This window comes from Xanthobacter dioxanivorans (assembly GCF_016807805.1).
In the GTDB taxonomy this organism is placed as follows: domain Bacteria; phylum Pseudomonadota; class Alphaproteobacteria; order Rhizobiales; family Xanthobacteraceae; genus Xanthobacter; species Xanthobacter dioxanivorans.
This window is the reverse complement of sequence record NZ_CP063362.1, coordinates 2,209,902-2,232,633: the sequence shown is the minus strand read 5'-3', so window position 1 is coordinate 2,232,633 and position 22,732 is coordinate 2,209,902. Positions and strand designations below refer to the sequence as shown.

Annotated in this window: 17 protein-coding genes and 4 pseudogenes; 17 read left to right on the top strand and 4 right to left on the bottom strand. The window is 65.9% G+C overall.

Annotated features, from left to right (window positions below; translation table 11 throughout):
• Positions 1–318: 318 nt before the first annotated feature.
• A pseudogene (locus tag EZH22_RS10595) lies at positions 319–863 on the bottom strand (glutathione peroxidase).
• A 198-nt stretch (positions 864–1,061) separates the two neighbouring features.
• Here EZH22_RS10595 and EZH22_RS10590 point away from each other — a divergent pair.
• The 4 genes from EZH22_RS10590 (at position 1,062) to EZH22_RS10575 (ending at position 6,234) form a co-directional block, all read left to right on the top strand.
• The gene (locus tag EZH22_RS10590; RefSeq protein ID WP_203195591.1) at positions 1,062–2,249 is read left to right on the top strand and encodes an efflux RND transporter periplasmic adaptor subunit; all 1,188 of its coding nucleotides are present in this window, start codon (positions 1,062–1,064) and stop codon (positions 2,247–2,249) included.
• Positions 2,250–2,258: 9 nt separating this feature from the next.
• A complete protein-coding gene (locus tag EZH22_RS10585; protein ID WP_203195590.1) occupies positions 2,259–5,447 on the top strand; it encodes an efflux RND transporter permease subunit in 3,189 nt (1,062 codons plus the stop codon).
• A 185-nt stretch (positions 5,448–5,632) separates the two neighbouring features.
• Positions 5,633–5,812, top strand: a complete 180-nt coding sequence (locus EZH22_RS10580; RefSeq protein ID WP_203195589.1) for a TetR family transcriptional regulator — start codon at positions 5,633–5,635, stop codon at positions 5,810–5,812.
• The gene (locus EZH22_RS10575; RefSeq protein WP_203195588.1) at positions 5,812–6,234 is read left to right on the top strand and encodes a hypothetical protein; all 423 of its coding nucleotides are present in this window, start codon (positions 5,812–5,814) and stop codon (positions 6,232–6,234) included. The genes EZH22_RS10580 and EZH22_RS10575 overlap by 1 nt, the downstream gene beginning before the upstream one ends.
• Before the next feature lie 52 nt (positions 6,235–6,286).
• Here EZH22_RS10575 and EZH22_RS10570 read toward each other — a convergent pair whose 3' ends face one another.
• Positions 6,287–6,802 carry an acyl-CoA dehydrogenase family protein gene (locus EZH22_RS10570; protein ID WP_203195587.1) on the bottom strand — a complete coding sequence of 172 codons (516 nt, stop codon included), beginning with the start codon at positions 6,800–6,802 and terminating at the stop codon, positions 6,287–6,289.
• Between the two features lie 35 nt (positions 6,803–6,837).
• On the opposite strand from EZH22_RS10570, the pseudogene EZH22_RS32855 reads away from it, so the two are divergent.
• Positions 6,838–6,996: pseudogene (locus tag EZH22_RS32855) on the top strand (hypothetical protein); the annotation flags it as partial.
• Positions 6,997–7,140: 144 nt separating this feature from the next.
• Here EZH22_RS32855 and EZH22_RS10560 read toward each other — a convergent pair.
• A pseudogene (locus EZH22_RS10560) lies at positions 7,141–7,305 on the bottom strand (transposase); the annotation flags it as partial.
• A gap of 451 nt (positions 7,306–7,756) precedes the next feature.
• Here EZH22_RS10560 and EZH22_RS10555 point away from each other — a divergent pair.
• The 6 genes and pseudogenes from EZH22_RS10555 to EZH22_RS32845 all read left to right on the top strand — a co-directional run.
• Complete coding sequence (locus EZH22_RS10555; RefSeq protein ID WP_203195585.1) at positions 7,757–8,425, top strand: Crp/Fnr family transcriptional regulator; 669 nt, start codon at positions 7,757–7,759, stop codon at positions 8,423–8,425.
• 412 nt (positions 8,426–8,837) lie between these two features.
• Entirely contained in the window at positions 8,838–10,007 is a 1,170-nt protein-coding gene (locus EZH22_RS10550) for a thiolase domain-containing protein (protein ID WP_203195584.1), read from the top strand.
• 25 nt (positions 10,008–10,032) lie between these two features.
• A complete protein-coding gene (locus EZH22_RS32850) occupies positions 10,033–10,440 on the top strand; it encodes a Zn-ribbon domain-containing OB-fold protein (RefSeq protein ID WP_203195583.1) in 408 nt (135 codons plus the stop codon).
• A gap of 68 nt (positions 10,441–10,508) precedes the next feature.
• On the top strand, positions 10,509–11,477 hold the full coding sequence (locus tag EZH22_RS10540) for a Bug family tripartite tricarboxylate transporter substrate binding protein (RefSeq protein ID WP_203195582.1): 969 nt from the start codon (positions 10,509–10,511) through the stop codon (positions 11,475–11,477).
• A gap of 149 nt (positions 11,478–11,626) precedes the next feature.
• The gene (locus EZH22_RS10535; RefSeq protein ID WP_203195581.1) at positions 11,627–13,165 is read left to right on the top strand and encodes an AMP-binding protein; all 1,539 of its coding nucleotides are present in this window, start codon (positions 11,627–11,629) and stop codon (positions 13,163–13,165) included.
• A 513-nt stretch (positions 13,166–13,678) separates the two neighbouring features.
• Positions 13,679–13,789 (top strand): annotated as a pseudogene (locus EZH22_RS32845) (thiol reductase thioredoxin); the annotation flags it as partial.
• Positions 13,790–13,938: 149 nt separating this feature from the next.
• On the opposite strand, the gene EZH22_RS10530 reads toward EZH22_RS32845, so the two are convergent.
• A complete protein-coding gene (locus EZH22_RS10530) occupies positions 13,939–14,886 on the bottom strand; it encodes an aldo/keto reductase (protein WP_203195580.1) in 948 nt (315 codons plus the stop codon).
• 225 nt (positions 14,887–15,111) lie between these two features.
• Here EZH22_RS10530 and EZH22_RS10525 point away from each other — a divergent pair, with 225 nt between their 5' ends.
• The 6 genes from EZH22_RS10525 (at position 15,112) to EZH22_RS10500 (ending at position 22,707) form a co-directional block, all read left to right on the top strand.
• Entirely contained in the window at positions 15,112–15,957 is an 846-nt protein-coding gene (locus EZH22_RS10525) for a helix-turn-helix domain-containing protein (RefSeq protein WP_203195579.1), read from the top strand.
• 125 nt (positions 15,958–16,082) lie between these two features.
• A complete protein-coding gene (locus EZH22_RS10520; RefSeq protein ID WP_203195578.1) occupies positions 16,083–19,031 on the top strand; it encodes a xanthine dehydrogenase family protein molybdopterin-binding subunit in 2,949 nt (982 codons plus the stop codon).
• On the top strand, positions 19,028–19,855 hold the full coding sequence (locus tag EZH22_RS10515) for an FAD binding domain-containing protein (protein ID WP_203195577.1): 828 nt from the start codon (positions 19,028–19,030) through the stop codon (positions 19,853–19,855). Before EZH22_RS10520 ends, EZH22_RS10515 begins: the two co-directional genes overlap by 4 nt.
• On the top strand, positions 19,843–20,352 hold the full coding sequence (locus tag EZH22_RS10510) for a (2Fe-2S)-binding protein (protein WP_203195576.1): 510 nt from the start codon (positions 19,843–19,845) through the stop codon (positions 20,350–20,352). The genes EZH22_RS10515 and EZH22_RS10510 overlap by 13 nt, the downstream gene beginning before the upstream one ends.
• The gene (locus EZH22_RS10505) at positions 20,345–21,907 is read left to right on the top strand and encodes an AMP-binding protein (RefSeq protein ID WP_203195575.1); all 1,563 of its coding nucleotides are present in this window, start codon (positions 20,345–20,347) and stop codon (positions 21,905–21,907) included. Before EZH22_RS10510 ends, EZH22_RS10505 begins: the two co-directional genes overlap by 8 nt.
• Complete coding sequence (locus EZH22_RS10500; RefSeq protein ID WP_203195574.1) at positions 21,904–22,707, top strand: enoyl-CoA hydratase/isomerase family protein; 804 nt, start codon at positions 21,904–21,906, stop codon at positions 22,705–22,707. The genes EZH22_RS10505 and EZH22_RS10500 overlap by 4 nt, the downstream gene beginning before the upstream one ends.
• Positions 22,708–22,732 lie beyond the last annotated feature (25 nt).

The window sequence follows — 22,732 nt, the reverse complement described above, 5'->3', positions numbered from 1 at the left end:
GCAAGCCAATCCTGACGTGCACTCGTTCGGCGCGACGCTCGAGCCCATCCACCGGAGCAACGGGCATTCGCAGGGCATCCGGGTGGACCAGGGCTCCGACGGAGTGTCCGAACGCCCACTGGTTCATGAGGCTTGGCGCAGGTCCCGCCACGGGGTTCGCGCGCACCGCGCGATCGGCAGCATGCCCCCGATCGCGCTCATGAACGGCGCGCCAGCACGTCCGCCGGCATCATCCATGGCCCCGGAATTCTCCAGCTGCCACCGACCCCAATGCGGGGCCCACCTCAAGTCGGAGCGAAGCTTACGGGACGGCGGAGCTCAATCCGCCAGCGCATCGTCCAGCACCTTGATCAAACGCGGATCGTCGGCGGTGACATCGGGGAAAAGCGGGCGATGACCTTGCCGTCGCGGCCGATGACGAACTTCTCGAAATTCCACAGCACGTCCGTGTCGGAGGCCGGCTTGACTCCATAGCCGGAGAGGCGCGCCCGCATCGTCTCGGCCCCCTCGGCGTGGGGGCAGGCCGCGACCAGGGCATCGTAAAGGGGATGGCGATCTTCGCCGGCCACCGAAATCTTCTGGAACAAGGGGAACGTGACTCCGTAATTGGTGCTGCAGAAGGTCGAGATCTCCGCCTCCGTTCCCGGCTCCTGAGCGCCGAAATTATTGGCCGGAAACCCGAGGATCTCGAGCCCCTGCGCCTGCTTCTGCGCATAGAGCTTCTGCAGGCCCTCATACTGGGGCGTGAGGCCGCATTTCGAGGCGACATTGACGATGAGGAGGACCTTGCCCCCGTGGTCGGCGAGGCGCGCCGGCGTGCCGTCGATGCGGGTCAGCGGAATGTCAGAGAGGGATGCGGGCACGAGAAGCTCCTGTCGGTTGGACGCGAGGGTATCAAGTTGCTGTCGGGTCCGCATCCCTCGGGCCCATTGCGGCCGGCGGCGCGGTTGTCGACCTCTTTACATACAAAACGTATTGTATGTATAAGCGGCCCAAGATGGAGATCGCGGCTGTCTCGTCCACCCCGCGCGATGGCTGGCACCGTGTTCCGGCATGAACGGATGCATATCGTGAAGCTCACCAAGACGTTGACGGGATTTATGATTCTGGCGTCCACCGCAGGCTGGCCGGCGTGGGCGGACAGCCCTCCGCAGATGCCCCCGAGCCCCGTCGGGGTGGTCACGGTGCAGCCGGAGGTGATCCCGATCACCAATGAATTGCCGGGCCGCATCGCCCCCACCCGGATTGCCGAGGTACTCCCCCGCGTTTCCGGCATCCTCCTGGAGCGGGTATTCGAGCAGGGCAGCGTGGTGAAACGCGGCGACGTGCTCTATCGCATCGACCCGGCCCCCTTCCAGGTACAGGTCGACAGCGCGGCGGCCACCCTGCAACGGGCCAAGGCCACGCAATTGCAGGCCCGCCAGCAGTCCGACCGGCAGGACCAGTTGCGCGAGCGCGGCGTGGCCAGCGCGCAGCAGCAGGAAAACGCGGTCGCCGCCCTGGCGCAGTCCAATGCCGACGTGGCCGCAGCCGAGGCGGGCCTCGCCGCGGCGCAGCTCAACCTGAAATATGCCGAGATCACCGCCCCCATCGCCGGGCGCATCGGGCGGGCCACCATCACCGAGGGTGCGCTGGTGGGACAGTCCTCCGGCAGCCTGGCAACGATCCAGCAGCTTGATCCCGTCTACGCCGACTTCACCCAGTCGGCGAGCGATCTCATCCAGCTTCGGCGTGCCCTCAAGCAGGGCCGGCTCCAGGAGGCCGGGCCGGACGAGACGAAGGTCCACCTGATCCTCGACGACGGCACGCGCTATCCCCTCGCCGGCCGCCTGCTCTTCTCCGAGGCCATGGTGGATGCGACGACGGGCCAGATTACGCTGCGCGGCGAATTCCCCAACCCCGACGGGGATCTGCTTCCCGGCCTCTATGTCCGCGTGGCGATCGAGCAGGGCCTGCAGAAGGACGCGCTCGCGGTGCCGCAGCAGGCGGTGCAGCGCGACACGGCCGGCCGGGCGCAGCTCTATGTCGTCAAGCCGGACGACACCCTGGAACTGCGCAGCGTCACCACCGGCCGCACCTACGGCGACCGCTGGGTGATCGAGGCCGGCCTGAAAGCGGGCGAGCGCGTCGTCGTGGACGGTTTCCAGAAGGTGATGCCCGGCGCCAGGGTCGCCCCTCAGGACTGGCGTCGGCCCGACGCACCGCCCTCCTTATCCGGGGGGCCCGCCGATCCTTCGAGCGGAAAGTAGGACACGCTGATGCCGAGCTTTTTCATCGACCGGCCGGTCTTCGCCTGGGTGGTGGCGATCGCCATCATGCTGGCGGGCGTCATCGCGCTGCCGCTGCTGCCCATCTCCCAATATCCCAATGTCGCGCCGCCGCAGATCACGGTGTCGACCGTCTATCCGGGCGCGTCCCCGGAGGCGATCTACCAGAGCGTGACCCGGCTCATCGAGGAAGAGCTGAACGGCGCCAAGGGTATGCTCTATTTCGAATCCACCTCCGACACCTCGGGCCGGGTCGAGATCAACGTCACCTTCGCCCCGGGCACCGAGTCCCAGCAAGCCGCGGTGGACGTGCAGAACCGCATCCGGCGGGTGGAATCGCGCCTGCCGCAATCGGTCATCCAGCAGGGCGTGCAGGTGGAGGAGGCGGGCGCCGGCTTCCTGATGGTGGCCGCCCTTACCTCCACCGACGGCGCCGTGGACGCAGTGGGCCTCGGCGACTATGCCAGCCGAAACGTGCTCAGCGAGATCCGGCGCATTCCGGGCGTCGGCCGCGCGCAATTGTTCTCCACCGAGCGCTCCATGCGCATCTGGATCGACCCCGACAAGATGGTGGGGCTGAACCTCACCACCGCCGACATCACGAATGCCATCGCCGCCCAGAACGCCCAGGTGGCTGCGGGGCGGATCGGCGCGCAGCCCAACCCGATCACCCAGCAGATCTCCGCCACGGTGCTCGTCAAGGGCCAGCTCACCTCGCCGGAGGAGTTCGCCGCCATCGTCCTGCGGGCCAACCCGGACGGCTCCTCGGTGCGGCTGCGCGACGTGGCGCGGGTCGAGGTGGGTGGGCAGGACTATAATTTCTCCACCCGCCTCAATGGCAAGCCTGCAGCCGCCATCGGCGTCCAACTCACCCCCACCGGCAACGCGCTGGCGACCTCCCGGGCGGTGCGGGCGCGCATGGACGAACTCGCCCGCTTCTTCCCGCCCGGGATCGCCTACAGCGTGCCCTACGACACCACGCCGTTCGTCGAAATCTCCATCGAGAAGGTGATGCACACGCTGCTGGAGGCGGTCGCCCTGGTCTTCGTGGTGATGTTCCTCTTCCTGCAGAACATCCGCTACACCCTCATCCCGACCATCGTCGTGCCGGTGGCGCTGCTCGGCACCTGTGCCGTCATGCTGGCGCTGGGCTTCTCCATCAACGTGCTCACCATGTTCGGCATGGTGCTGGCCATCGGCATTCTCGTGGACGACGCCATCGTGGTGGTGGAGAACGTGGAGCGCATCATGGCCGAGGAGGGCCTGCCGCCGAAGGAGGCCACCCGCAAGGCGATGGGACAGATCACCGGCGCGGTGATCGGCATCACGCTGGTGCTGACCGCCGTGTTCGTGCCCATGGCCTTCTTCCCCGGCGCGGTGGGCGTCATCTATCGCCAGTTCAGCCTGACCATGGTGGCCTCCATCCTGTTCTCCGCGCTGCTGGCGCTCTCTCTCACGCCGGCGCTGTGCGCCACCTTCCTCAAGCCCATCGCCAAGGGCCACCACGTCGTCCGCAAGGGCTTCTTCGGCTGGTTCAATCGGGTCTTCGACCGCACCTCCCACGCCTATAGCGGCGCGGTCGGCGGCCTTCTGAAGCGGGCGGGACGGGTCATGCTGGTCTATCTCGTCCTCGTCGCGGCGCTCGGCTACATGTTCGTGCGGCTGCCCTCGGCGTTCCTGCCGAACGAGGACCAGGGCTTCGTTCTGGTCAACATCCAGGCCCCCGCCGAGGCCAGCGCCAACCGCACCCTCGAGGTGATCGAGAAGATGGAGCAGACGTTCGCCGGCGAAGCGGCCGTGGACCGCATCGTCGCCATCAGCGGCTACAGCTTCAACGGCATCGGCGACAACGCGGCCCTGGCCTTCGTGACGTTGAAGGACTGGAGCGAGCGCGACGCGGACACTTCAGCAGCGGCCATCTCGCTGCGGGCCACCATGGCGCTGTCCTCGGTCCGCGACGCCATCGTCTTCGCCCTGTCGCCGCCGCCCATCCAGGGACTCGGCAATTCCAACGGCTTCTCCTTCCGCCTGCAAGACCGCGGCGGGCTGGGCCCGGAGGCGCTGCGCAAGGCCCAGGCGCAGTTTCTCGCGGAGGCGGCGGCGAGCCCGATCCTCACCGGCGTGTATGTGGAGGGCATGCCGGACGCAGCCCAGCTCGATCTGATCATCGATCGCGAGAAGGCCAACACGTTCGGGGTGGCATTCTCCGACATCAACACCACCATCACCACGGCGCTCGGCTCCGCCTACATCAACGACTTCCCCAATGCCGGCCGCATGCAGCGCGTGACGGTTCAGGCGGGCGGCGGACAGCGCATGCAGGCGGGCGACCTCCTGAAGCTGAACGTGCGCAACACCCATGGCGGCATGGTCCCGCTGTCGGCCTTCGCCCGGATCGAATGGACGCGCGGCTCGTCCCAGGCGGTGGGCTACAATGGCTATCCTGCCGTGCGCGTCAGCGGGCAGGCCAAGCCCGGCTATTCATCGGGCGACGCCATCACGGAAGTGGAGCGCATCGCCAACACCCTGCCGGCCGGCTTCGGCTATGAATGGAGCGGCCAGTCGCTGCAGGAGATCCAGTCCGGCTCCCAGGTGCCGCTGCTGCTGACGCTGTCCTGCATCCTCGTGTTCCTCTGCCTCGCAGCCCTCTACGAGAGCTGGGCGATCCCGATCTCGGTGATGCTGGTGATTCCCTTGGGCGTCATCGGCTCGGTGGTCGCGGTGATGCTGCGTGACATGCCCAACGACGTTTATTTCAAGGTCGGGCTCATCACCATCATCGGGCTGTCGGCGAAGAACGCCATCCTCATCATCGAGTTCGCCAAGGACCTGCGGGCGCAGGGCAAGCCGCTGGTCGCGGCAGCCGTCGAGGCGGCGCACCTGCGCTTCCGGCCCATCATCATGACCTCGCTGGCCTTCACCCTCGGCGTGCTGCCGCTCGCCGTCGCCGCGGGTGCGAGCGCCGCGAGCCAGCAGGCCATCGGCACCGGCGTGATGGGCGGCATGATCTCCGCCACCGTGCTCGCGGTGTTCTTTGTGCCGGTCTTCTTCGTGTTCGCGATGGGGCTGCGCGACCGGCTCCGCGGCGGGCGCGCGACCGGGGACGGCGCCGTCTCCGCCCATGGCACCGTCCCCACCGAGGCCGGTGCCCCCAAGGCGAGCCCGGCGCCGGTTCCGTGAGCGGCCGCAGGGGACGGCGGGCGTGGCTCCGGGCGGGCCTGGCTCAGGCGGGCCTGGCTCAGGGTGGGCCTGGACGCCGCGAGCCGGGCCTGCAAAACATGCGGTGACACGCGGATGAGATCGGGCCGTTGATGCGCAAGCGCACTGGGATGCGGAAAACAAAGGCCGGAGCCGAAGAAACCCGGATGAAGCTGCTGGAGACAGCAGAACACCTCTTCTTCGAGCATGGGGCGGCCGCCGTCACCTTCGACAAGATCGCGCTGAGCGCCGGGATGACCCGGGGCGCGCTCTACTGGCATTTCGCCAACAAGGCGGACCTGCTGCGCGCGCTGCTCGACCTCGCCCCCTGCCCGCCGAGGAGGTGATGGAGCGCGCCCTCGAGGAGCGGCATGACGATCCGCTGACCCTGCTGCAGCAGGTGGTGATCGAATGCCTCGGCATCATCGCCAACGATCCGCGCCGCCAGCGGATCTACACCATCCTGTACCGTTGCGACTATCGAGGCGAGTTCCTGAGCGTGCTCGAGCGGGAGCGCGAGACCAATCTGCGCGAATACAGGCAGCTCGTCGCGCTGTTCGAACTCGCGCAGGAAAAAGCGCTCCTCAGCCCGCGCTGGACGGCTCAGGCGGCGGCGAAGACCCTCTACTGGCTGCTCGGCGGCATCCTGTCGGACTGGCTGAAGGATCGCAGCACCTTCGACCTCGTCAGCAACACGCAGGAGGTCCTGGAAAACCTCTTTCGCAGCTTCCGCGCCGCCCCCCCGGCTGACATGCCGCGCGCACCGTGACGATCGCGCGGGCGCAGGCCGCTCGCGAGAGGGGGACAGCATCGCCCGTCATTCACCGGCGTGCGCCCCGCCGGCCAGAATGAGGGCGCTCGCGGGCCACACCGGGCATCTCCTGCTCGAAGAGGGCGCCGAGATCCTTCACCAGCGCCGCCTGCAACACCGGATTCCGGCCCTCCTGGAGCATGCCCGCCACCGATCGCGACAGGCGGCGGAGTACCACGAGATGAGCCATCAGGCGCCCCAGGGCCGCAGCCGCGTGCTCCGATGGGGAAGGCCCGAGCACGCGGACCAGCTCGCGCATGAGGACGAAGGATGACAGAAACCGCTCCGGACCGCTGCGCTCGAAAGCCAGCTCGCTGACCACCTGGTTCCAACCATCGCCGAGCTGACCCAGAAGGGCGGAGCCGGGCAGGAAGACATCCTCGAAGGCCACCTCGTTGAAATGGTGCTCTCCCGCCAAGTCCAGGATCGGCCGGATGGTGATGCCGGGGGTCTTCAAATCCATCAGGAACCGGCTCGCCCCGCCGCGCCGTTCCTCCCGGCCGCCGGTGCGGCAGAACAAGATCATGACGGCCGCCCTACGAACCTTTTACCCCGCAGACGATTACCGACTGCCAACGGCTCGAGCACGACCTGGAGGACGCAGCGAAACGTGGCTACGTCCTCGCGCGCGACAAGCATTTCATCGGCCTTACCGCGATCGCAGCCAACATCCCCACATGGAACAACGGACAAGTTGGCTGCCTGGTCGTGACCGGACATTCGCGGGACATGGACGCGGACAGGATCGCCACCATCGGCGAGGAGCTGGTCCGTGTTGCCAAGCTGATGCCGTACGAACTCGGGAGCCTGCGCGCGGTCGCGCATACGCTCGAAAAATAGGGGCCGCAGCTTCAATCAAGAAGGTCGATTGGCCCCGGACACCCCCATGAAGCCGAACCAGGCTTTCCATTTGTATATGCTGGCGTCGCTCGCCCCGTGCTTGTGGCACAGGTCCGCGACCGGCACGCCGACCTCCCGCTCCTTCAGGATTCGATGATCTTCCGTCGCGAAAAAACGGCTACGCTTCATGTCCTGGACCTCAGGCGGACAAGAACGAACTTCGCAATGGATTAGAGCGTTTTCGAGCGAAGTGGCCTCCGGTTCGCGGAAGAAAACGCAAGGCTCCTGCGGCCGATCAAGGGGCGCCGACGACGACCGATTTGGCCCAAGCGCCCTCCGGCCACCACCAATGAACGCGGTCACCGCCTTGACCGAAAGTCGATGTCCATTAAGGATATGTGGGAACTGCCGTTAATAGAAGTTGTTGGACAACGGCGCTCCTGTGAGCGCTGCTCTCAAGAGCCGGACAGAGGCCCGAAACCATTGCGTTTCGATTCAGGTAAACAATGGGAGGAGACAACCCGTGTCAGCACCGCAACATAGGGGTCCCTGCCTTGCCCACAACGCGCGGCAAGACCACGTTGGCTGCACAAACGCGGCTACAGATCAAGGAATTAGCGCAGCCCCAATCTGGAGTACGGTGCTGAGTGGATTGAATGAAAATGAACTGAGAAGAATTTTGCAAACTCAGACGCGACGCCATTACCATCGCGGCGCATTGATCTATCATGAGAATGACCCGACTCCTCGCCACATCTCCATCATCGAACGCGGGCGCGTGCGCAGCTATATCGCCAGCCAAAACGGCAAAGAATTCACTCACCGAATCAACGCACCCGGATCCATATTAGGTTTATTTTCATTTTTTGCCGCCTCTCCCGTGTTTATGTCAATGGAGTGCCTGGACGATGTTGATGTATATCAAATAAGTAGCGAAAATCTTATGATGCTTATGGAAGATATTCCACGTCTATCATTGAACGTGACCCGCACGATCTCAAAGCTTTACATCGAAAGCGTGTCGCGCAGCAGCCAGGCATTCAAGCCAGCGACTATTCGGCTAGGTAGATTGCTGAGCGGCCTGTTGACTAGCCATCCGAACGATGCTCCGTCTGGCTCCGGCGATGTACGCGGATTAACCCAACAACACCTGACAACCCTTGCAGGGATTTCGCGCACCTGGGTCGCCATCACTCTGGCTCAGTTTGAAGCGGATGGCATGATCCGTCGCAGCCGTGGCCTGATCAAGGTTCCAGACAAGGCAGCCTTCGCTGCCTATATTACTCAGTTGGAAGCGCAGATCGGGTGAGCCAAACGTGGGTGACAGATCGCTCTAAAGACGAGTCCTGGGGAAGTGCCTGTTGAACCGGATCCGGGCGCAAGTCTCACAAGCGGCGCACGCCGAGCCGACCGGGCCTGGGCCAGGTCGTTGAGCTGCCAAAGCAGGCCGCCGCTCGCCGCCTGCAATGGCAAACACCATGATTGGGGGCTTGTCATCGACCCAGATATTCAGTGGGCGCCCCGAATTCGGGCGCTCATCGATTTTAATGTCGATGTCATGCGACAAGAGCCGCGTAGCCGCGCCGGCACCGGCGTCAGCCACGGCGTCGCGCCACGCGAGAGCCGGACCGAGCAACTGTGTTAAGTAGTTGGCAGACGGCTGGTCGACCGCCGCGCATACTCGGCGTCAAATCCCAATCCAAGGGCCGCCAGACCTTAACATGAGCACTCAGAAACACGCCCACGTCGCAGGGATTTTTGAACACCCTACCCGCTTCGCACCGGACAAATCCGTTCCCCAACTGCATGCGGAATGTGCCGTCGGAGCGCTACGTGATGCCGGACTGAGCCTGTCGGACGTCGACGGCTATTTCTGCGCCGGAGATGCACCCGGCGGAGGGCCGCTATGGATGGCGGACTATCTCAATTTGAAGGTGAGATGGCTCGACGGCACTGAAGCCGGCGGATGTTCGTATCTGGCGCACATCCAGCACGCCGCAGTGGCGATCGCTGCGGGCCGGTGCTCGATCGCGCTCATCACCCTGGCGGGCAAACCGCGCAGCAGCGGGATGGCGACCGGCACGATGCCCCAGACTGCCGGTTCGGATCGGCCCGAAGCTCCCTGGACGTCGACTTACAGGTGGAGCATCGCCGGGATATATGGCATGTGCGCCCAACGCCATATGCACCAATACGGCACCACGCTCGAACAGATGGCCTGGGTCAAGGTCTCCGCGTCACACCACGCGCAATATAATACGCGCGCTTTATTGCGTAAACTTTTGACCATCGACGACGTGATGGATTCTCCCGTAATCTCGGATCCGATCCGACGACTGGATTGCTGCGTGATTACCGATGGGGGCGGCGCACTGGTGTTGACCACACCCGAAATCGCGCGAAGCCTCTCGCGTCCATTCGTTCGCGTGATCGGTGCAGGGCAGACCATTTACACGAATGATGGCGGTTACTGTGATTTGACCCGCACGGGCGCCGAACGCTCCGGTGCGGCCGCTTTTCGCGAAGCAGGCATCATGCCGTCCGATATCGATTACGCCTCGATCTACGACAATTTCACGATCGCAGTGATTATGCAGCTGGAAGACCTTGGCTTCTGCGAGAAAGGGCGAGGCGGTGCGTTCGTTGCGGATGGAAACCTGATTTCAGGTGTCGGCAAGCTGCCGTGGAACACCGATGGAGGCGGCCTGTGCAACAACCACCCTATGAACCGAGGCGGAATCACCAAGGCGATCGAAGCGGTGCGTCAATTGCGCGGCGAGGCGCATCCGGCAGTTCAGGTCAAAAACTGTCGTCTGGCATTGGCCTCCGGTCCCGGCTTGGTGACTGGCGGCGGCCACGCGCACGCCAGCGTGATTTTTGAACGAAATTGAATGGTAATTCGGAAAGCTCACACGGATGAATCCAGATAAATCAACTCTGACATTTGAACAGGACCCTTTGGCTATCGCTTATCCCGAAAGCCGTGAGTTCTGGGTAGCGGCTGAGATGGGTAATCTATTGCTGAAGACCTGCGACGAATGCGGGCGTGCACATTGGTACCCCCGCACGCTATGCCCCCTTTGCGGCAGCGAACGTACACAATGGAAGGTCGGCAGCGGCACAGGCACCATCTACGCTTTCAGTCGTTCGCGACGAATGGATCCACCATGCACACTCGCCTACGTGACCCTCAGTGAAGGTCCCATGCTGATGACCCACATCGTGGATGCACGGGCGGAAGATCTTAAGATTGGACAAGCAGTCAGCGTCCAGTTCCGGCCCACTGCCGAAGGGAGGGCGATGCCGTTCTTTTCGACCGTGTAAAAGTCTATAATAATTTATTCGACCTTTGACACTCCAATCCGTCAATCAAAATATATACGGGAAACGCCATGAAAATAACATCGTACATGGGGATTATGGTATTCGCCGCACTGTCTATTCTCGCCGCAGCGCCAGCGAGAGCTGATTTCCCGACCAGGCCAATCCGCCTGGTCGTGGTTTACGGCCCGGGAGGCGCCAATGACATCATCGCCCGGATGATCGGAGCGAAGATGGCCGAAATACTCGGTCAGCCTGTGGTCATAGAAAACAAGCCAGGCGCCAACGGGATGATCGGCGCGCAACATGTCGCCAAGAGCGCTCCCGACGGCTACACACTGCTGGTCGGAGGGGCCCCGCTGACGGTCGTAAAGGCACTTTTCAAAGCGCCGCTTATTGACGCGACAAAGGATTTCGCGCCGATCGGCAAGATGGTGGACATTCCAATCATGCTCGTGGCCAGTAAGGACCTCCCGATTGACACGTTTCCGCAGCTCCTGAAGGAATCCAAGGCTGAACCGGATCGGTTCAGCATGGCGGTGACATCTCCGGTCTATGGCCTCGATCTTGAACGGCTGAATGCCGAAACTGGAATGGCAATCCGCCGCGTGGATTACCGCGGCATCAGCGAAGCGATCACCGACGTGTCTCAAGGTCGGGTGGACCTGCTGTTGGACACCATCGGCGGCCAGATGCCCTATGTAAAGGCTCAAAGAACCAAGATCCTGGCTGTGCTGTCCGAGAGCCGTCAGCCCAACCTTCCGGATGTTCCCACGATGCAGGAGCTGGGCTTTAAAGGCTTCATCGATACTCCTTTCATCGGCTTGCTGGCTCCCGCCGGCACACCGGCCAATATAATTGCAAAACTGAGCAGTACCATGACACAAGCCGTCGAGAGCGACGAAGTCAAGCAGAAGCTGGCGGCGATGGAGGGTTTCGTGCCCGCTCCCAGCGGGGCGGCCGATTTCGGTGCATACTTGGAGGCCGGGATCGAACGCAACAACGAGATCGCGCGGCGGGCAAATATTCAGAAACAGTAATTTTCGACATAAGTTGCAGCTCCGCACTAAAAATTCGAAATCTTCACTTATATACAAAAATGTAACTCAACTCACCATCGCAGGTTGCGCCATATGGTCTATTGTCCAATCCAACGCCAACCTGTTTATAGAATATAAGGGGCGGATATATGGTCGGAAGTTTGTATGATTCGGGCGGAATCGGGCATTTGATCATTGATGCGACCTTGCGATTTTCGTCCAGAGTCGCATTTCGAGATGGAGGCCGGGATACAACATATTCCGAGTTTGAAGCCTTGTTATCACGCGCGTGTGCGACCTTCACGCATCTGGGGCTTCAACCCGGGGACTCCATTGTCCAGCTCGTCCAAAACAACGTGTCGGGATTCGCGCTGATCGCGGCATCATATATTTATGGTCTAAGATCCGTAACATTGCAGCCTCTTTCCGGGATAGAAGACAAGCTACATATTATTTTGGAGACGGACTGCCGTCTGTTTGTTTGCGACAGCGCGTACGCGCAGATGTCCGAGGCGCTGAGGAAAGGAGCGCCTCATATTCAGCACTGGCGTTGTCATATCCCCCATGCGGACTGGAAGTGCTTCTGGCAGGAGACTCTTGACCGTGACCCCCAGCCGCTTCGATGTGAGGTCGGCTCGGAAGACGTGATACGGATCGCGTATACAGGTGGCACGACTGGGCGCCCTAAAGGGATCGAACTCACATCTCGATCGATGCTCGCGTGTGCGATGCAGATCATGTGCGGCTGGAGCTGGCCCGAAAGCCCAAAATATCTTTGCTCCATGCCGATGACACATGGGGCGGGAGCGCTTATTATTCCAACATTGTGCAAGGGCGGCTGCGTAGTATTTCGTCAAAAATTCGACGCCCATGATTTTGTCGCTACACTTCGTGCGGAGGCGTGTAACGTTACATGGCTTGTGCCGACAGCAATCTATAAATTGCTCGACAACCCTGACCACCAGCGCGAGGACTGGGCCAACATGCACGCCCTCGTCTATAGCGGCGCCCCGATGGCACATCCCCGAATCAAGCAGGCATTTCGGGAATTTGGCCCTTGTCTGGTTCAGATGTATGGGCAGACTGAGGCGCCATCCGCAGTTCTCACGTTGACTCAATATGATCATCAACTTGAAGACGAGGAGATTTTGGGTTCGGCAGGCCGTCCCTTTCCAGGAGTGCGCGTCACGTTGCTTGGAGACACTGGCGCACCTGTCCCCCCGGGCCAGATTGGCGAGATATGCGTTCGCGGTCCCATTGTCATGAATGGCTATCTCGGCCAACCGGAGGCAACCCAAACGGCATTGTCCGGAGACTGGCTGCACACCGGCGACCTGGCAATGGAGACCAGCCGTGGGTATCTGGTAATTGTTGATAGAAAAAAGGACATGATAATTACAGGAGGTTTTAATGTGTACCCTAAAGAAGTCGAGGACGCACTTTCTCAGCATCCGGCCGTAACCGCAGTCGCTGTGGTGGGCGAACCGGACCCTCTGTGGGGAGAGATCGTGGTTGCTTATGCTGAGTTACGCCCCGGCGCAGATGTGCCCGGCGAGAGCGAGCTGATAGAGTTCGTGAAGCAGAGAAAAAGCTCCATCAATTGCCCCAAGAAGGTCAGATTTATAGAAGCCATGCCCTTGACGAATTTTGGCAAGATTGACAAGAAGGCCCTCCGAAAGGCCGACTGACTCATCACGCGTTTGAACCCCGGTTTTGAAGGTGCTGCCCTTTCCGCGGGATGGAGGGGTGTGCCACGGACCCGGTCCTAACGGGCGCGCCACGACGACAGTGGCGCTCCGTCGAACAGGACTTAAACAAGAGAGCCAGACGGCGTTGACGCCAGCGCTACCCAACTCGCGCGCGAGGCGGCCCACCGGCAGACTCGTATTCCAAGCCTGGAACTGCACCGCTCCGCGCCACACGTGGAGAAATGCGTACGCCGGACTGTTGAAAATTTGCCATGGACCGCACGTTGCATCCAATGATCTCTCGCTCGATGCGATGTAGCGTTCTGAGGTGAAGCCGCACGTGAAGCCTTCACCTGCAGCTGGATCTGCGCGAAATCCATCAGCTCGATGGCGCCTGCCCCCGTGCGAGGTCTTCCGGCGAAAGCTTGCCGGCCGGGCAGGTTTCCGCGAACCATAGCGCGATCGACCTGAAAGCCGTAAACGCGCGGCGAGCCGTGCAAGAGCTTCGTTTTGGTGTTCGAGGCGCTGGGCGTCGAGGTCGAGCCCCATGTGCGCTTCGCCAAGTTGGATACCGACGCAGAGCGGGAACGCGCCGAGTATTTCCGCATTAGCTCCATTCCTACGCCGAACTTCATCCATGCTCAGCATGAGGTGGCCCGCATTTCCGGCGCGATAGACAAGAACATCACGCTTCACGCCAACGCCACGAGCTCCCCCGAACGCCGGCCGCCATCATGGATCACGGCCGGGATTGGCGACAGGCGCCGCCGGCTTCAGATGCTGGCGCGGTCGAGGCGGCTCAGGGCCGCCGCATCGAGGGTGAGGCCGGGCGCCGCCATGATGTCGTCGAGTTGGGCGAGGCTGGTGGCGCTGACGATGGGCGCGGTGACGGCGGGCTGGGCGATGAGCCAGGCGAGGGCTACCTGCGGCAACGTCGCGCCGAGACGCGCGGCGATCTTGTCCATCTCGGCGAGCAGATCGAGGCCGCGCGGATCGAGATAATGCGCCACGGTGCCCGCCCGCGCCTTGCCGTCGAGGTCTTCCGGCCTGCGATATTTGCCGGTGAGGAAGCCCGCCGCGAGGGCGTAGTAGGGGATGACGCCGATCTGCTCCCTCAGGCAGAGCTGCTGCAGCTCGCCCTCGAACAAGGCGCGGTTGGCGAGATTGTAATGCGGCTGCAGCACGCTGAAGCGCGGATGGCCCTTCGCCTCGCTCGCCGCGAGGGCCTCGGCGAGGCGTGGCGCCGTATAGTTGGAGGCGCCCACCGCGCGCACCTTTCCGGCCTCCACGAGGCGGGCAAATGCCTCCATGGTTTCTTCCAGCGGCACGGTGCCGTCGTCGATGTGCGCCTGGTAGAGGTCGATGGTGTCAGTGCCCAGGTTGCGCAGCGACGCCTCCGCCGCGGCGACGATGTGGGCCTTGGAGAGGCCCTGGCCCGCCGCCTTCATGTTCATGCCCACCTTGGTGGCGATGTGGACCGCATCGCGCCGTCCGCCGCGCTTCAGCCAGGCGCCGATGACGCGCTCGGATTCCCCACCGGTATGTCCGGGCACCCAGATGGAATAGACGTCGGCGGTGTCGATCAGCGAGAAGCCGCGCCCCACGAAGGCGTCGATGATGGACAGGGAGGTCGCTTCGTCCACAGTCCAGCCGAAGACGTTGCCACCGAGGGCCAGGGGGGCGATGCTGATGCCGGACGTGCCGAGCGCGCGCTTGTCCACGCGGATATCCTCGAAAGTCGGAGCGCCGGGCGCGCCACCGTGAGGCGGCACCATAGCGGCCGGCGGCGGCGGATGGAATGCGCCTGCGGGCACCGGGGCCCCTGCGGCGTGCCGGGCGATCGGGGCAACCGGCGGGGTCGAGGGCAGCTTGCCAATCCGCATCCCGCTCTTCTAGCATGGGCTGGTTCCAGGGAGGTGGCCGCGAGGCCGGGCGGACAACCCACGATGTCGGACGCGTTGCGCATAGCCCATGGCGCATTCGGACGGGTGGCGCTCCTCGACATGGACCGCAGCCTGGTGCGCCATGCCCATCCCCATTGCCATGTCCTGCTGAAGGTGGGCGGCGACGACACCCAGTTCCTGGTCGGCGACCGGGTGGCCCCGCTCACCGATGAATGCGCCGTCCTGGTCAATGCCTGGGAGCCGCACGCCTACGTGCACAATCCGGCGCGGCAGAACGCCCTCATCCTGGCGCTCTACATCGAGCCCGACTGGCTGGTCTCGTTCCGGCCCAACTGGTCGGCGAGCGGGCGCTCCGGCTTCTTCGAGCATTCCGCCGGCGCCATCAGCCAGCGGATCCGCTGCGTCGCCCTCGACCTCGCGAGCGAGATGGTGCACGCGCCGGGGGCGGGCAACCGGCAGGAGGATCTGCTCTCCGACCTCATGGTCGCGGTCATCGAGCGCTTCACGCCATGGCGCACCATCGGCTCCTCCCTGCGCGAGATGGCCCGCTCCAACGCCGTCGACTGGCGGGTGCGCCGCGCCATCGCGCTGATGCGGCAGAACCCCACCGCTCCCCTCGGCATCGAGCGGCTGTGCCGCGAAGCCGGCATGTCGCGCTCCCACTTCTTCCGCGTGTTCGAGGAATCCACCGGGGTGACGCCCCATGTCTTCCTCAACGTGCTGAAAGTGGAGATGGCGGTCGGCGCGGTCATAGACAGTGACGATTCCTTCGCCGCCATCGGCGAGCGCCTCGGCTTCGGCGCGCCGAGCCATTTCACCCGCTTCTTCCGCGACCATTGCAGCGTCTCGCCCCGCGAATTCCGCATGGTGGCCCGCCTCGGACGCTGAGCGCCATCCCGCTTAATGGGACTTTTTGGTCATTGATGGGACCTATCACCATCGTCGTTCCCAGCCGCATCTGATCACATCCCGCCCCAAGGCGCCGACGAGCGCGCCACGGGGAGGACGAGCGTTTGCGCGCTGATCGCATCGCCTGGACAGGCCAGTCATTGCCACGCGTCGAGGATGCGGCGCTCCTGACGGGGCGTGGGCGCTTCATCGACGATCTCGGGGTGCGGCCCGGCACCCTGGAGGCGGCGATCCTGCGCGCGCCGCACGCCCATGCCGACATCCTCTCCGTCGACGTCACCGCCGCCAGCCGCCTGCCCGGCGTGGTGGCGGTGATCACCGGCGCGGACGTGGCTGCCCTCACCACGCCGATGGTCGCCGGACTGAAGGTAAAGGTGGAGAACTGGCCGATCGCCGTGGATCGGGTGCGCTATGTGGGCGAGCCGGTGGCGATCATCGTCGCCGAGGACCGCTACCGGGCCGAGGACGCGCTCGACGCCATCGCGGTGGACTATCGCCCGCTCGCCTGTGTCATCGACCCGGTCGACAGCCTGGACCCGCAGGCGCCGGCGCTCCATCCCGCGACCGGCGGCAATGTCGTCAGTGACCGCCGCTTCGCCTACGGCGATCCGCAAGGCGCCTTCGCCGCGGCGGACCACGGGTTCGAGATCACCATTCGCTATCCGCGCAATACCGGTGCGCCGATGGAGACCTTCGGCATCGTCGCCGAATACGACCCCCACGAAGGGGTTTATGACATCCTCGCCAATTTCCAGGGCCCGTTCTCCATCCACACCGTGCTCGCCCGCGCGCTGAAGGTGCCGGGCAACAAGCTGCGCATGCGCATGCCGCCCGATTCCGGCGGCAGCTTCGGCGTCAAGCAAGGGGTCGCGCCCTACGCGCTTCTGGTGGCGGTCGCCGCCCGCATCGCCGGCCGTCCGGTGAAGTGGATCGAGGACCGGCTGGAGCATCTCGTCGGCGCGGTGGCGGCCACCAACCGCGTCACCACCCTCAGGGCGGCGGTGACGGCCGAGGGGCGGATCACCGCCCTCGACTACGACCAGGTGGAGGATTGCGGCGCCTATCCGCGCGCGCCGGAGCCGGCGACCCTCTACCGCATGCACGGCAACATGACCGGCGCATACGCCATCTCGAACGTCGCCATCCGCAACCGGGTCGTGCTCACGAACAAGGCGCCCACCGGCCTCGTGCGCGGGTTCGGCGGCCCGCAGGTGTATTTCGCCCTGGAGCGGCTGGTCCAGCGCATCGCCGTGGGGCTCGGCCTCGATCCGGTGGAGGTGATCCGCCGCAATCTCATCCCCGCCGGCGCCTTTCCCTACCGCACCGCCACCGGCGCCCTCTATGATTCCGGCGACTACGGCGCGGCGGTGGAGCGCGCCGTCGGCGACCGCCGGCTCGCGGACCTGCGCGCGCGCCAGGAAGAGGCCCGCCGCACCGGCCGCTGCTACGGCATCGGCTTCGCCGCGGTGGTCGAGCCCTCGGTCTCCAACATGGGCTACATCACCACCGTCCTCTCCGCCGAGGAGCGGGCGAAGGCCGGGCCGAAGAACGGCGCCCAGGCGAGCGCCACCGTCTCTATCGATCCCATGGGCTCGGTCAGCGTCACCGCCTCCTCCAGCCCCCAGGGCCAGGGTCACCGCACCGTCCTCGCGCAGGTGGTTGCCGACGTGTTCGGCTTGCCACCGCAGGAGATCCGGGTCGTCTGCGAGCTCGATACCGGCAAGGATGCGTGGTCCATCGCCTCGGGCAATTATTCCAGCCGCTTCGCCGCTGCCGTGGCCGGCGCCGCCCATCTCGCCGCCGGCCGGCTGAAGGATCGCCTCGCCCAAGTGGCCGCCGCCCAGTTCCAGGCGCGGGCAGAGGACATCGTGTTCGCTGGCGGCAAGATCGCGGTGAAGGGCGAAAACGGCGCCTCCGCTCCGTTCGGCCGCATCGCCGGGCTCAGCCACTGGTCGCCGGCGCTGCTGCCAGACGGGGTCGAGCAGACCATCCGCGAGACCGCCTTCTGGACCCCGCCGGAGCTGACGGCGCCGGACGGGGCGGACCATGTCAATTCCTCCCTCTGCCACGGCTTCATCTTCGATATGTGCGGCGTGGAGGTGGACCAGGTCAGCGGCCATGTGCGCATCGATCACTACCTCACCATGCACGATTGCGGGCGGGTGCTGCATCCCGCCATGGTGGAGGGGCAGATCAGGGGCGGTTTCGCCCAAGCCCTCGGCGCCACCTTCCTGGAAGAGCTGGCCTATGCCGGGGACGGCGCCTTCCTGACGGGCACCTTCGCCGACTATCTGCTGCCCACCGCCACCGAAGTGCCGGACATCGAGGTCCTGCATCTGGAGACCCCCTCCCCCTTCACGCCGCTCGGCGCCAAGGGCGTGGGCGAGGGCAATTGCATGTCGACGCCGGTCTGCATCGCCAATGCGGTGGCCGATGCGCTCGGCGTCGCCGACATCGCCTTGCCGCTCACGCCGGCGCGGGTCGCGGCCCTCGCGGCAGGCGAGGAGCCGGCGCCACCCGCCGGCATCGCCCGCCGCGAAGCCCGGCCCGGCGACCGCACATTGCGCGGCGAGGGGTCCGCCGTCGTCGCCGCCCCGCGGGCGCAGGTGTGGGCGACCCTGCTCGACGCCGACGCCCTCGCCTCCCTCATCCCCGGCTGCCACGGCGTGAGGCAGCTCTCGCCCACCCATTTCACCGCCGAGGTCACCCTCGGCATCGGCCCGGTGAAGGGCCGCTACACGGCCGACATGAAGCTCTCGGATCTCGACGCGCCCTCCGCCGCCACCCTCTCCGGCGCGGTCACCGGCGCGCTCGGCTCCGGCGGCGGCTCCGGCCGTGTCACCCTTGCGGACGCCGATGGTGGCACCCGCGTCGCCTATGTCTACGAGGTGTCGGTGGGCGGCAAGGTGGCGTCCATCGGCGGGCGGCTGCTCGACGGGGCGGCACGCGTCATCATCGGCCAGTTCTTCGCCGCCCTCGCCCGCCGCGCCGCGCCGGCGCCTCCCGGCCTGCTGGCGCGGCTGCGCGCCTTTCTGGCGGGAGCGCGCCCATGAAGCCAGCTGCCTTCGACTATGTCCGCGCGGAGAGCCTGGAAGAGGCGCTCGCCGCCCTCGCCGAGCACGGCGCCGAGGCGCGGGTGATCGCCGGCGGCCAGTCGCTGCTGCCCATGCTCAACATGCGCCTCGCCCGCCCGCAGGTGCTGGTGGACATCATGCGCCTCGGCGCCCTCCGCCCGCTCAGGCGGCAGGATGACGCCGTCGTCGTCCCCGCCGGGGTGCGGCAGGCGGAACTGCTCGCCTGGCCGGAGCTGGCGGCCCTGCTGCCGCTGCTCGCCGCCGCCTTGCCCCATCTCGGCCACTACCAGACCCGCAGCCGCGGCACCGTCTGCGGCTCGGCCGCCCACGCCGATCCGAGCGCCGAGATCCCCCTGTGCCTGGTGGCCCTCGGCGGCGAGATCCACCTGCGCAGCCGCCGCAGGGCGCGGCGCGTCGCGGCGGGCGATTTCTTCACCGGCATGATGGCCACCGACAAGGGCGACGACGAGATGATCGAGGCCGTCTCGTTCCCCGTGGCGCCGCCCGGCAGCGGCTTCGCGTTCCGTGAATTCTCCCGCCGGCACGGCGACTTCGCCATCGTCGGCTGCGCCGCCCGCGTCGCCGCCGACCGGGTGGAGCTCACCGTGTGCGGCGTCGCCGATCGTCCCGAGCGGCGCTCCTGGCCGGCCTTGTCCGGCAGCGCCCTCGACGATGCGCTCAACGCCTTTGCCTGGGAGCTGGAGGCGCGGGAGGACCTGCATGCCAGCGCCCGCCTGCGGCGCGACCTGGTGCGCAGCCTCGGCCGCGCCGTCATCGCGGAGGCCTCCGCATGCCTCGTCTGAGCGCCGACGCGCAGCACCTCGTCCGCTTCACGCTCAACGGCGCGCCGGCGAGCCTGCGGGCGGAACCACGCCTGCTCGCCACCGACGCCCTGCGCCACCGCATCGGCGCCACCGGCACCCATGTGGGCTGCGAGCACGGCGTGTGCGGCGCCTGCACCATCCACATCGACGGCGTGCCGGCGCGGGCCTGCCTCACCCTGGCGGTGCAGCTCGACGGGCGCGACGTGCGCACGGTGGAGGGCCTCGCGCCGGCCGCCGACCGCCTCGGCGTGCTGCAGGAGGCGTTCCGCCGCCACCACGCGCTGCACTGCGGCTTCTGCACCGCCGGCATCCTGATGTCGGTGGACGCCTTCCTGAAGGCGGTGCCCGACCCGGACGAGCGGCAGGTTCGGGAAGTGGTCGGCGGCCATCTGTGCCGCTGCACCGGCTACACGGCCATCGTCGCCGCCGTGATCGAGGCGGCGGCCTTGCTGAGAGGGGACGGCCCGCATGTTTGATCTCGGCACCAGCTTCCTCGCCAGCGTCGCGCGCGATCCCGACGCGCTGGCGGTGGTCGACGGCGACGTCCGGCTCACCTACGCCCAATGGGTCGAGCGGATCGCGGTGGTGGCGGCCGGGCTCGGCGCGCTCGGCCTGAGGCGCGGCGACCACCTCGTGACCGTGCTGCAGAACCGCTGGGAGGCGGCGACGCTGCACTGGGCCTGCCAGTTCGCCGGCATCGTCATGACGCCCATGAACTGGCGCGCCACCGCCGACGAGATCGGCTACGTCCTGGACAATGCCGAGGCGCGGGCGCTCGCCTTCGAGGCGGTGGCGGCGCCCGCGGTGGCGGACTGCCCGCAGGCGCGCGCTTTGCCGCGGATCGGCATCGACGCCCCGGCGCCGATCGCCTTCGCCGAGCTCGCGGCCGGCACCGCGACCGCCACGCCGGCGGCGTCCGCGGACGACTGGTCGCTCATGCTCTACACCTCCGGCACCACCGCGAAGCCGAAGGGCGTGCCGCGCCGCCAGCGGGCCGAGCGCATGGCCGCCCTCGCCCATGTGGCGCAGAATCTCTACGGCCGCGGCGAGGTAACCCTCGGCGTGATGCCGCTCTACCACACCATGGGTGTGCGCTCGCTGCTCGCCATGTCGCTCATCGGCGGCACCTTCGTCTGCCTGCCGCGCTTCGACGTCGTCCAGGCGCTGGAGCTGATCGCGCGCGAGCGCATCACCAACCTCTATCTGGTGCCGACGCTCTACCACGACCTCGTGCACCACGCGCGCTTCGCCGCCACCGACACCACGAGCGTGCGCAAGCTCGGCTTCGCCGGCGCGCCGATGACCGACGGCCTGCTGAAGGCGCTGACCGCCGCCTTCCGGCCCGAGCTGTTCGTCAACCACTACGGCTCGTCGGAGATCTACACCTTCACCGTCAACCAGAAGGCGGCGGAGAAGCCCGGCTCCGCCGGCAAGGCGGGGCTCAACCAGATGATCCGGGTGACGAAGCTCGGCGCGGCATCGCCGGACGAGATCGCCGCCCCCGGCGAGGAGGGCGAGATCATCGCCCTCGCCGCCTCGGACGAGGCCTTCGAGGGCTATTGGCGCCGGCCCGACGCCAACGCCAAGTCGCTGCGCGCCGGCTGGTACTTCACCGGCGACACCGGCTGTTTCGACGCCGACGGCGACCTCCACGTCACCGGGCGCGTGGACGACATGATCATCACCGGCGGCGAGAATGTCTCGCCGGTGGAGATCGAGAGCTGCCTGTCCATGCACCCGGCGGTGGCCGAGGTGGCCGTCGTCGGCCTTCCGGACCCCCGCTGGGGCAAGATCGTGGTCGCCTTCGTGCAGCGCCGCGCCCCGGTGACGGGGGAGGAGCTGGATGCCCATTGCCGCAGCTCCGGCCTCGCCAACTTCAAGCGGCCGCGCCGCTACGAATTCGTCGCCGCCATTCCCAAATCGCCCGTCGGCAAGCTGCTGCGCCGCCAGCTGGTGGCCGGAGAATACGAACCCGAGCGCTCCGGCGTGAGCGCCGCCCGACCCCTCCCCCAGACAGGACCCTGCGCATGAACGCCTATGTTCCGCCCCCTGCACTGCCGACCGACCTCGACGGCTTCCGCATCGAGATCGACCCCGCCCGGGAGCGGGCGGACATCATCCTCGACCGCCCGCCCATGAACACCATCTCCATGCCCCAGCGCGAGCAGCTGAGGCAGACCTTCGAGGCGTTGGACGGGAACGAGGCGGTTCGCGTCATCGTGCTGCGCGCGGTGGGCGAGCACTTCTCCTCGGGCGGCTTCATCAAGGGCTTCCTGGAGGCCTCCCCCGAACACGTCTCGAAGCTCGCCTGGAACATCGCGGCCCCGGCGCGCTGCGCGAAGCCGGTGATCGTCGCCAACCGCGGCTACACCTTCGGCGTCGGCTTCGAGATCTCGCTCGCCTGCGACTTCCGCATCGTCTCGGAGACCTGCCGCTACGCCCTGCCCGAGCAGAAGCTCGGCCAGATCCCCGGCTCCGGCGGCTCGGCGCGGCTGCAGAAGATCGTCGGCATCACCCGCACCAAGGACATCGTGATGCGCTCCAAGCGCATTTCCGGCCGCCAGGCCCTCGACTGGGGCCTCGCCACCGAATGCGTCCCCGACGCCGAGCTCGAGGCGGCCACCGACCGCCTCGTGGACGAGCTGCGGGCCTTCTCGCCCATCGCCCAGCGCACGGCCAAGAAGCTGCTCAACGACACCGAGGACGCCTCGCTGTCCATCGCCATCGAGCTGGAGGGCCACTGCTACAGCCGCCTGCGCCAGTCCGACGACTTCCGCGAAGGCGTGCTCGCCTTCCACGAGAAGCGCGAACCGAAGTTCCGCGGCAGCTGATCGCCCGGAGACGGACGGGCGCCGG

Bases quoted from the DNA above. Each gene is read 5' to 3' on its own strand.
- EZH22_RS10590 (WP_203195591.1), top strand. From the start codon at position 1,062: ATGCATATCGTGAAGCTCACCAAGACGTTGACGGGATTTATGATTCTG.
- EZH22_RS10585 (WP_203195590.1), top strand. From the start codon at position 2,259: ATGCCGAGCTTTTTCATCGACCGGCCGGTCTTCGCCTGGGTGGTGGCG.
- EZH22_RS10580 (WP_203195589.1), top strand. From the start codon at position 5,633: ATGAAGCTGCTGGAGACAGCAGAACACCTCTTCTTCGAGCATGGGGCG.
- EZH22_RS10575 (WP_203195588.1), top strand. From the start codon at position 5,812: ATGGAGCGCGCCCTCGAGGAGCGGCATGACGATCCGCTGACCCTGCTG.
- EZH22_RS10570 (WP_203195587.1), bottom strand. From the start codon at position 6,802: ATGATCTTGTTCTGCCGCACCGGCGGCCGGGAGGAACGGCGCGGCGGG.
- EZH22_RS10550 (WP_203195584.1), top strand. From the start codon at position 8,838: ATGAGCACTCAGAAACACGCCCACGTCGCAGGGATTTTTGAACACCCT.
- EZH22_RS32850 (WP_203195583.1), top strand. From the start codon at position 10,033: ATGAATCCAGATAAATCAACTCTGACATTTGAACAGGACCCTTTGGCT.
- EZH22_RS10540 (WP_203195582.1), top strand. From the start codon at position 10,509: ATGAAAATAACATCGTACATGGGGATTATGGTATTCGCCGCACTGTCT.
- EZH22_RS10535 (WP_203195581.1), top strand. From the start codon at position 11,627: ATGGTCGGAAGTTTGTATGATTCGGGCGGAATCGGGCATTTGATCATT.
- EZH22_RS10525 (WP_203195579.1), top strand. From the start codon at position 15,112: ATGTCGGACGCGTTGCGCATAGCCCATGGCGCATTCGGACGGGTGGCG.
- EZH22_RS10515 (WP_203195577.1), top strand. From the start codon at position 19,028: ATGAAGCCAGCTGCCTTCGACTATGTCCGCGCGGAGAGCCTGGAAGAG.
- EZH22_RS10510 (WP_203195576.1), top strand. From the start codon at position 19,843: ATGCCTCGTCTGAGCGCCGACGCGCAGCACCTCGTCCGCTTCACGCTC.
- EZH22_RS10505 (WP_203195575.1), top strand. From the start codon at position 20,345: ATGTTTGATCTCGGCACCAGCTTCCTCGCCAGCGTCGCGCGCGATCCC.
- EZH22_RS10500 (WP_203195574.1), top strand. From the start codon at position 21,904: ATGAACGCCTATGTTCCGCCCCCTGCACTGCCGACCGACCTCGACGGC.